The organism is Micromonospora sp. DT44, assembly GCF_049841635.1.
GTDB lineage: Bacteria > Actinomycetota > Actinomycetes > Mycobacteriales > Micromonosporaceae > Micromonospora.
The window spans coordinates 45,608-55,094 of the sequence record NZ_JBNCKS010000048.1; the positions used below are offsets into that span (position 1 = coordinate 45,608).

Below are 9,487 nucleotides of genomic sequence, written 5' to 3' on the forward strand. Positions count from 1 at the left end.
ATCTTCGTGGTGCTGTGCGGAGTGCCCCAGCGATCGCGCGTGCGCGTGGACGGACGGGTCACCCGCCCTCGTCGGGGCGGGGGCGGAGGTGTCTCGGTCTGTTCGGCGCGGTTACCGCCCCGCCTCGGACAGCGACAGCCCGGTCCCCGCGTCGAACAGGTGCGCACGGTCCAGGTCGACCGTGACCGACAGTCGTTCGCCCGGCGTACCGGTGATGGTGGGCCGTGCCTTGACCTTGAGGATCTCGGTCCCGACCCGGACGTCGACCACCGTGCGGTCGCCGAGCGGCTCAAGCCCGTAGAGCTCTCCCGACAACGACGCGTCCCCGCGCTGCTCGACGGACAGGTCCTCCGCGCGTAGGCCCAGCAGCAGCGCACGACCGTCCTCGGCGGTGGTCCAGCGGGGGCGCGGCAGCGTCCAGCCGTCCGCGCCGACCAGACGATCCCCCTCGGCGCGGCAGGCGAGCAGGCTGATCGGCGGGCTCCCGACGAACCCCGCCACCCACTGGTTGGCGGGACGCTCGTACACCTCGGTCGGCGTCCCGACCTGCTGCACCTTCCCCTCCTTGAGGACCGCGACCGCATCGGCCATGGACAGGGCCTCGACCTGGTCGTTGGTCACGTAGACGAAGGTCGCGCCGAGGCTCCGGTGGATGCGGGTGAGCTCGGTGCGCATCTCGACGCGGAGCTTGAGGTCGAGGTTCGTCAGCGGCTCGTCCATGAGGAACGCCCGAGGGCTGCGGACCAGCGCCCGAGCCAGCGCGACCCGCTGCATCTCACCGCCGGACAACTGGGCGGGACGACGCTTCAGCAGACGTTCGATGTGCAGCAGCTTCGACATCTGCTCGACGGCGGCGGCGATCTCGCTCGGCGATCGGCGGCGTGCCCGCAGCGGTGAGGCGATGTTCTCGTACGCCGTGTGTCGCGGGTAGAGGGCGTAGTTCTGGAAGACCATGGCCAGGTCCCGCTCGGCCGGCGCGTCACCGGTCGCGTCTCTCCCGTCCAGGTGCACCGAACCCGCGTCGAGCTTCTCCAGGCCGGCGATCGCCCGCAGGGTCGTCGTCTTACCCGCCCCGGAGGGCCCGAGCACGACGAAGAACGAGCCGTCCGGCACGTCGAGCGTCACCCCGTCCAGGGCCTGGACCTTGCCGAAGGACTTGCGCAGCCCGTTCGCTGCCACGGTTCCCATCAGGCCACCAGCTCTTCCGTGCGCACGTCGTAGACCGCCGGGGTTCCGCCGGTGTGCCGCAGCCCGACCTTCGCGTCAGGGGCGAAACGAATGGTCGGTGGCATCCGAACCCGTACGTCGCGCTCGCCGCCGTGGTCGACCACGTAGATGATTTCGTCGCCCAGCCACTCGGCCGACACCACTCGGGCCGGGATCGTGCCTTCCGTTCCTGGCGCGGTGACTTCCAGCGCCTCCGGTCGGACGCCGGCCACCAGGCGACGGTCGCGCGGCAGGCCGGACGGTGGTGTGAGGACCAGCCCGCCCTCACTGTGCAGCATGCCGTCGACCACCTCCACGTCGATCAGGTTCATCGGCGGGGAGCCGATGAACGCGGCGCAGAAGAGACTCGCCGGGCGGTCGTAGACCTCCAGCGGCGTGCCGATCTGCTCCACGCGGCCCTTGTTGAGGATGGCGATCCGGTGACCGAGTGACATCGCCTCGACCTGGTCGTGGGTGACGTAGACCATCGTCGCCCCCAGCTCGCCCTGCAGGTGCTTGATCTCCGTGCGCATGTCCGCCCTCAACTCGGCGTCCAGATTGGTGAGAGGCTCGTCCATGAGGAACGCGCGCGGTCGTCGCACCAGGGCGCGCGCGAGCGCGACGCGCTGCTGCTCCCCGCCGGACAGTTGGCGCGGTCGCCGGTCGAGAAGGGCACCGAGCCGCATCAGCCGGGCGGCCTCCTCGACCCGCGCGTGCACCTCCTGCTTGGGCAGTCCCTCGGCCCGCAGCGGAAACGCCAGGTTGTCGCGGGTTCGCAGATGCGGGTAGAGGGCGTAGAACTGGAACACCATGGCGATGTCGCGCTCGGCGGGCGGCAGATCGTTGACCAGCGTGTCACCGATGCGGATGTCGCCGGACGTCTGCCTCTCCAGGCCGGCGATGGCCCGCAGCGTGGTCGTCTTGCCGCAGCCCGAGGGGCCGAGCATCACGAACAGCTCGCCGTGGCCGATGGACAGGTCCACCTGTTCGACCGCGACCGTGCCGTCCGGGTAGCGCTTGTGCAGCGCGGTTACCTCGATACCCGCCATCAGCGTCGCACCGCCCCGAGCGTCACACCGGCGATGAGGTGCTTGCGCACCAGGTAGGCGAAAATGAGCACCGGTAGGGCGAACACCACGGAGGCGGCTGCCACGAGACCCCAGTCGGTGGTGGTGCCGCCGATGAGGCCGGCGATGGCGGGCGGGGCCGTCCGGACGCTGTCGCTGGACGTGAGGAAGATGGCGAACACGAACTCGTTCCACGAGAAGATGAGCGCGAAGACCGCCGTCGCGGCGATGCCGGGTAAGAGCTGGGGAAGTGTGTATCGCCAGAACGCCTGTAGCCGGGTGTAGCCGTCGAGCATGGCGGCGTCCTCGTACTCCGCGGGCACCTCGTCGACGAACCCCTTCATCATCCAGATCGTGAACGGCACGTTGAACGCGGCGTAGATGAGGATCAGGCCGATCTTGTTGTCGATGAGTCCGACCTGGCGGTACATGAGGAAGATCGGGATCACCACCACCACGGGCGGCATGAAGCGGGTGGACAGGATGAAGAACAGTTGGTCCTTCTTGGCCTTCACGGCGAAGCGTGAGTAGGCCCAGGCCGCCGGGACTCCCAGCACGGTGGCCAGCACCGTGGAGGCGCCGGCGACCACGAAGGAGTTGAGGAAGCTGACGGACACGGGCGTACGGCCGTCGCCCTGAGCGACGAACACGTCCTTGTAATGCTGCAACGTCACGGCGAAGTCGAAGAACTTGGCCGGGATGGCGTAGACGTCCCGGTTCTCCTTGATCGACGTCTCGATCATCCACAGCACCGGAAAGAGCATCACGGCGGCCAGCACGGTCAGCAGCACGACCTCCACCGCGGAGCGGCCCCGGCCGCCGGGGCGGCGCGCGGGAGGTGTGTGGTCCCCGGCCGGACCGGTGGACACGGCCTCGTCGACGGAGACGGCCATCAGTCCTCCTTGAGCTTGTTCAGATAACGCAGGTAGAGCTGCGTGAGGACGATGACGACGAGGACCATGAGGATTCCGTACGCCGACGCGGTTCCGGTGTTGAAGCCCAGGAACGCGACCTTGTAGATGTGGAACGACAACGTCTCGGTGGAGACCCCCGGGCCTCCGTTGGTGAGGATGTAGACGAGATCGAACAGCCGGAACGCCTCGATGGCCCGGAACATCACGGCGATGAGCAGCAGTGGCCACACCAGCGGAAGAGTGATGGTGCGGAACTTGAACCACTCGGACGCCCGGTCGATCGAGGCGGCCTCGTAGAGGTACTTGGGCACCGCGCTGAGGCCCGCGAGCGCGATGAGCATGATGAACGGTGTCCACTGCCAGGTGTCGACCACGATCAGCGAGATCAGGGCCGTCCGCTGCCGGGTGAGCCACTCCACCTGCCCGAGGCCGACCGAGCCGAGCATGCTGTTGACCACGCCGAACTGCGCGTCGAGCATGAAGCGCCAGAACAACCCGACCACGACCGGCGACAGCATCATCGGGACCAGGAACAGGGTGGTCAGCGCTCCGCGCCCGCGCGTGCGCCGGGAGATCAGGTAGGCGATGCCGAAACCGAGCACGGTCTGCAGGGAGACCGCGCCGATCACGTAGACCAGAGTCGTCAGGGCCCTCGTGTGGACCTGGGCCGACGTCAGGATCGCGGTGTAGTTCCCGAACCCGACGAACTCGGCGGGCCCCCCGCGCGTGGCCGAGTAGTCGGTGAAGGACAGGTACAGCGACCACAGCAACGGGAAGACCGACATGGCGAGCAACAGCAGGAGCGAGGGGGAGATGAAGGCCACGGCGAGCCCTCGGTCGCTCAGCCGGCGGGACCGACCCGGTGCAGGTGGCGTCGCGGACGCCACCTGCCCGGGGTGTTCGGTCGTCGAAGGGGCGTCGCTCACAGCCCGCCGCCGCCCTTGCGGTTGCTCGAGTCGAGCACGCTCTGCTGCTCCTTGGCGATGTCGTCGAGCGCGTCCTTCGGCTTCTTCGCGCCGTTGAGGGCCGCGTTCACGTTGGTGTTCTCGATGTCGACGAGGCGCGCGTACTCGGGCACGTTCCACATGTCCCGCATACGCGGGACCGAGTCGGCGTACACCTTGTTGAACGGCCCGGCGTTGAGGAACTCGGGTGACTGGATCGCGTCGGTACGCGATGGCACGCCACCGGCGGCGGCCCACTTCTTCTGGATGTCAGCCCGCTCGAACCACTTCATGAAGTTCAGGGCTTCCGCCTGGTTCGCCGCGCCGGAGTAGGCCGACACGTGCATCCCCATCCCGCCGAGCGGGACCAGGTTCGTCTTCTGGGTCGGCAGGGTGGCGAAGCCCAACTTGTCGAGGATCTTCTCCCGCGTGGGGCCGAGCGTCGACTGCTTCGGGTCGAGCAGGCCGCCACTCGCCGCGATCCAGTTGAACGCGATGCACGCCTTGCCCTGGGCGACCGCCGCGTTCGTCTCGTCGATGAACCAGTTGCCGGAGCCCTTGGCGGTCAGCGGCTTCATCTTGTTGACCAGGACGTCCATCGCCTCCTGGCCGGCCGCGTCGTTGAGGACGCCCTGGATCTTGCGTGCCTTCGGGTCCCAGAGGTTGCCGCCGTAGACGCCGTTCACCGTGTTGTAGGTGACGGCCGCGGCGTCGGAGCCGTTGGCCTGGTGGAAGGCCAGCCCGCTGACGCCGGGGTTCTCCGCCTGGCACTTCCCGGCGACCGAGATCATCTCGTCCCAGGTCTGCGGCGGCTTGTCGCCGATCAGGTCCTTGCGGTAGATCATCGTCCAGGTGTCGCCGAGCAGCGGCAGCCCGTACAGGCTCGCGTTCTCGTCGCGTTTGCCGGTCTCGGCCTGAGGGAACTGACCGTAGGCCGCCAGGAGGTACGGGTCGTAGGCCTGCACCTCGATGTTGTTCTTGACGAAGTCCGTGAGGTCGAGGATGTTGCCGTTCGTCACGGCCTCGCCGATGTGCTGCGAGTCCAGGATCGCGATGTCGAAGTCGGTCTTGCGCGCGGCGAACTGGGTGAACATCGCGTCGTGCCAGTTCGCGTTCGGTACGGTGTTGACCTTGACGGTCGTGTTCGGCCGCTCTTTCTTGTACTCCGCGTTGGCGAAGGCTTCCAGTGCCTGGGCGGGCGGCCAGTCGAACCAGATGAAGCTGAGGGTCAGCGGATCCTTGCTGAGCTCCGGGACGGCCGCCGGCGCCTTGGGGGCGCTCGCCTTCGCGTCGTCGTCCTTGTCGCCGCCGCACGCCGCCAGGGTCGTGGCCACCAGCAGCATGGCCGCTGTCGCCAGCCGTGCCTTGCGACCGGGAGCGGGCATTCGTCCTATTCGCTTCTGAGCGCGCATGTTATGCCTGCTTTCTGGATGGGGACTTCTAGGGCCTCGCTATGTGCTTCGCCGAGCGGTTGCTGGGTTTTCTGGGCGTGGCGCCGGGCCGTCGTGAGGGCCGGCGTCAGAACTGCGCCGCGAGGTGGAGAATGAAGATCATCCGCCACTTTTCCTATACGATCTGGTGGGGGCGTCAGCATGCCGCAGCGCTGTGACTGATGTCAACAGGTCGCAACGGCGCAAGAAGGGACCTCACGTCACGATGGACGACGGAGCGATGATGGCGCGGGGCCGCAAGGCCGTGACGGGAGGAATGTCGGTGGGAAGATCGGGCGGCCGGCTCGCCGACGAGGTGTACGACACGCTGCTCGGGCAGCTGATGTCGCTACGGATCGAGCCCGGCTCCCGCGTCACGATCGACGTCCTGGCGCGAGAGCTGGGAGTCTCCCAGACGCCGATCCGGGACGCCCTGAACCGCATGGAGGCCGAAGGGCTGGTCGTGCGGGTGCCCCACGCCGGCTACCGCATCCCTCCCCAGATCACTCGCCACCGATTCGAGGACATGCTCGAGGTCCGCCTGCTGCTCGAACCCGCGGCCGCGCGCAGGTCCGCCGAACGCGCCTCGGTGGAACAGGTGGCCGGCCTGCGACGGATGCTGGAGGAGATGGCCGAGTTGGAGGGGGGCAAGGGGCCCGCGGCGTACGGCGCCTTCGGGCTCCGCGACGCCGCGTTTCACGACCTGGTCGCCCTCAGCGCGGAGAACCAGGTGATCCGGGAGGCGCTCGCCCGTCTGCACAGCCACGTGCACCTCTTCCGGCTGCACCACGACGCCCAGGTCACCCACCTGGCCATGGCCGAGCACGAGGACGTCGTGGCCGCGATCGCCGCGCGTGACCCCGACGCCGCCGCCTACGCGATGCGTCGGCACATCCTGCGCTCCGGCGACCGGTTCCGACGATTGTTCGACGAGGTCACGGACGCGGAATCGATGGCGGTAGAGGCTTGACGGGTGGGCTGGGTCGAGGAATGCTATCGCCACCGGATCGGATCGGATTGGATCTCCACCACCAGCCACCAGACGCGAGGAGAAGCAGGTGCCCAGAGCGCTGCTCCTGACCGGCGACGCCGCCGAGGAACTCGACACCATGTATCCCTACTACCGCGTGCAGGAGGGCGGCTGGGACGTCGACGTCTCGTCACGGACGCTGCGTGACGTGCAGTTGGTCATCCACGAGTTCGACCCCAACTCCGACGCCTATGTGGAGAAGAACGGGCGGAAGCTGCCGGTCGATGTGCCCTGGGCCGAGGTCGACGTCGAGCGCTACGACGCCCTCATCATCCCCGGCGGACGCGCCCCCGAGTGGATCCGGGTCGACGCCGACGTCAGGCGCATCACCGAGCACTTCTTCGCGCGTAACCTCCCCATCGCTCTGGTGTGCCACGGCGCGCAGGTGCCAGCGGTGTACGGGCTCCTGAAGGGCCGGAAGACGGCGTGCTTCCCGCCCATCACGGGAGACATGGAGAACGCGGGCGCGACGGTCATCGACGCACCCGACGTCGTGGACGGCAACCTCGTCTCCTGCCGGGGATGGCCCGACATGCCGCAGTTCGGCAGGGCGATGATGGAGGTCTTCTCGAAGTCCGTCAGCTCCGCCTCGGCGTGAGCGCACCTGGCCTGCCCCGGTGACAGCACTTCGAACCGTCGCGGTCGACGGTTCACCCGTCCACGTTCTGGAGAGCGGCGCCGGGCCCGCGGTGTTGATGCTGCACGGCTCCGGACCCGGCACGACCGGGTCCGGCGCCTGGGCACCGACGGCGCAGGCGCTGGGCGCGTCCTGGCACGTGGTGGCTCCTGACCAGGCGGGGTTCGGCCGTACGCCCGTGCCGGCCGGCTCCCCGAGCGGACTCCGGCTGTGGACGGAGCAGGCGGCGGGCGTGATGGATGCTCTCGGTATCGAGTCCTACGCCGTGGTGGGTCACTCCATGGGCGGCGCCGTGGCGCTGGCACTGGCGGCGGCACGCCCTGAGCGGGTGACCCGTGTCGTGGCGGTCTCCACGATGGGCGCTCCGGGGGCACCGCTGTCCGCCGATCTCGACGCGCTCTGGGCCGCCCCCGCCGGCCCGCTCGGGGCACGGGACATGCTGAGCCGCCTCCTCCTCGACCAGGCTCTCGTGACCGACGCGGCCGTCGAGGCACGTGCGGCGGCGATGCGGGACGGGGCGTCCGCGTACGCGTCGTTGTTCCCTCCACCGAGGGCACGATGGGTCGACGACCTCACCCTCACCGCGCAGACGCTGGCAGCGATCCACGCGCCCGTGCTGCTCGTGCACGGCGCCCAGGACCGCGTCACCCCGCTCGAGGCAGCCACCCGACCCCTGCTCGAACACCTGGCCGACGTGCGTCTGCATGTGTTCGGCCGATGCGGGCACGTGCCGGCGGTCGAACACCCGCACGAGTTCCGGCAACTGCTGTCGTGCTTTCTCGGCCAGGACCGAGGTCGCTGACACGCGCCCCTGTCACCGGCTACGTCCGCAGTCCGTGCAGGAAGCTCAATCCTGAACCTCCGTGTGTTGACCCATTCCACCGCCGGGTGTGCGATTATCGCACCATGGCTGATGGCTGGGACTGGCCTCTCGTTGGTGAGCAGGTACGGCAAGCCCGCCTGTCATTGGGGATCTCTCAGCAGGATCTTGCCGCGATGGTGGGGCTCGACCGCACGATGCTGGCCAAGGTCGAGGCTGGCAGCCGCCGTTTGGATGGCTTGGAACTGGCGCGGCTCTCCAGAGCGCTGAAGGTTTCGATGGAGTACTTGATCCAGCCACCGCCAGCGGTATTGTCCCGACGGGCCGCCCCCTTGACTGAGGAAACCGACACTGAGGCAGCACGCTCGTCGGAGCGCCTTGAAATCGCGATGGTTGAGTGGCTGCGCAACGTCCAACAGTTGCTCGATCTTGGGGTACTGTGTCCCCGTCCGCTGCTTCGCTACCCGCATCCGGTGGAGTCCGAGGATGACGCGCGTCGGGCAGCCTGGTGGTTGCGGCAGCGGTTCGGGCTCGGGGACGAGCCGATCGGCAGCGTCATGGATGTCTGTGAGCGTGCAGGTCAATGGGTTCTGGTCATCGACCTGCCAGGCGACGGAGCATCGCTCATCGAGGGTGAGATTGCCGTCGCTGTCGTGAGCACGACGGGTGATCCTGGCCGCCGACGGGCTACCGCTGCGCATGAGTTGGGGCATCTCCTCATTGGTGATGAGTATTCCGCCGACCTCGGTGTGAGTGCCTCGCGTACAGAACGGGAGGGAGTGATCGATGCCTTCGCCGCCGAGCTGCTGCTTCCTGTGCAAGCGATTGCCGCAGCCGGGTCCCATGTGACGGTGAGCCGAGATCAGATTGTGAGTTACGCCGCTCGCTACCGCACCTCCTGGTTGCTGGCACTGCGGCAGGCTGAGCAGGCAGGGGCCATAGACCCGGAGACACGGAGGGCCTGGAGTCAGGTTCGGCCGACCCACGTGGAGTTCATGGAGGCACTGGGCTGGGTGCCGCAGCCCGACCTCGAGTCCGTACGGGTATCGCCCGCATACGCGACGGCCGTGATGGAAGCGTTGCGCAACAAACGAATCAGCCGTGCCAGGGCGCTGGAGCTGATGCATGGCCACATCGGCGAGGCGGACCTACCGCAGGACGACGACCTGGAGATCGCGCCGTGAGTCGGTCGGCGGCGCAAGCCACCTCCGCCTTTGTGCTCGACACGATGGTTCCCAGTTACTTCACCCTGGCCGACCGGTTAGACGTCCTGCAGGACCTGCTGATTGACGCCGACTGCTGGACCGCGTAGGTGGTTCGAGAGGAGTTGCGCGCCGGCTCTGCGGTCCATCGTGAACTAGTCGCAACGCCGTTCAGTTAGGCGTTTCGGTAGGCCGTCAAGCGTGTCGTGGAGACGAGGCAGCGGAGCTCCGGTATAG

At 68.0% G+C, this 9,487-nt stretch carries 9 protein-coding genes; 4 read left to right on the top strand and 5 right to left on the bottom strand.

Annotated features, from left to right (window positions below; genetic code table 11):
- Positions 1–111: 111 nt before the first annotated feature.
- From ACLQ25_RS24865 to ACLQ25_RS24885, 5 genes are read right to left on the bottom strand one after another with little or no spacing between them, the layout of a single operon-like run.
- On the bottom strand, positions 112–1,188 hold the full coding sequence (locus ACLQ25_RS24865) for an ABC transporter ATP-binding protein (RefSeq protein WP_425733206.1): 1,077 nt from the start codon (positions 1,186–1,188) through the stop codon (positions 112–114).
- Positions 1,188–2,255 (bottom strand): ABC transporter ATP-binding protein, encoded by a 1,068-nt coding sequence (locus ACLQ25_RS24870; protein WP_425733207.1) that lies wholly within the window; start codon positions 2,253–2,255, stop codon positions 1,188–1,190. The genes ACLQ25_RS24865 and ACLQ25_RS24870 overlap by 1 nt, the downstream gene beginning before the upstream one ends.
- On the bottom strand, positions 2,255–3,166 hold the full coding sequence (locus ACLQ25_RS24875) for a carbohydrate ABC transporter permease (RefSeq protein WP_425733208.1): 912 nt from the start codon (positions 3,164–3,166) through the stop codon (positions 2,255–2,257). Before ACLQ25_RS24875 ends, ACLQ25_RS24870 begins: the two co-directional genes overlap by 1 nt.
- The gene (locus ACLQ25_RS24880; RefSeq protein WP_396804814.1) at positions 3,166–4,113 is read right to left on the bottom strand and encodes a carbohydrate ABC transporter permease; all 948 of its coding nucleotides are present in this window, start codon (positions 4,111–4,113) and stop codon (positions 3,166–3,168) included. The genes ACLQ25_RS24875 and ACLQ25_RS24880 overlap by 1 nt, the downstream gene beginning before the upstream one ends.
- Positions 4,110–5,516: an extracellular solute-binding protein gene (locus tag ACLQ25_RS24885; RefSeq protein WP_425733209.1), complete on the bottom strand. Its 1,407-nt coding sequence runs from the start codon at positions 5,514–5,516 to the stop codon at positions 4,110–4,112. Before ACLQ25_RS24885 ends, ACLQ25_RS24880 begins: the two co-directional genes overlap by 4 nt.
- A 322-nt stretch (positions 5,517–5,838) precedes the next feature.
- On the opposite strand from ACLQ25_RS24885, the gene ACLQ25_RS24890 reads away from it, so the two are divergent.
- The 4 genes from ACLQ25_RS24890 to ACLQ25_RS24905 all read left to right on the top strand — a co-directional run bounded on the left by ACLQ25_RS24890 (position 5,839) and on the right by ACLQ25_RS24905 (position 9,232).
- A complete protein-coding gene (locus ACLQ25_RS24890) occupies positions 5,839–6,531 on the top strand; it encodes a GntR family transcriptional regulator (RefSeq protein ID WP_425733212.1) in 693 nt (230 codons plus the stop codon).
- 88 nt (positions 6,532–6,619) lie between these two features.
- Positions 6,620–7,189, top strand: a complete 570-nt coding sequence (locus tag ACLQ25_RS24895; RefSeq protein ID WP_355047859.1) for a DJ-1/PfpI family protein — start codon at positions 6,620–6,622, stop codon at positions 7,187–7,189.
- 19 nt (positions 7,190–7,208) lie between these two features.
- Positions 7,209–8,030, top strand: a complete 822-nt coding sequence (locus tag ACLQ25_RS24900; RefSeq protein ID WP_425733210.1) for an alpha/beta fold hydrolase — start codon at positions 7,209–7,211, stop codon at positions 8,028–8,030.
- Between the two features lie 104 nt (positions 8,031–8,134).
- A complete protein-coding gene (locus ACLQ25_RS24905) occupies positions 8,135–9,232 on the top strand; it encodes a helix-turn-helix domain-containing protein (protein ID WP_425733211.1) in 1,098 nt (365 codons plus the stop codon).
- The last annotated feature ends 255 nt before the right edge of the window (positions 9,233–9,487 follow it).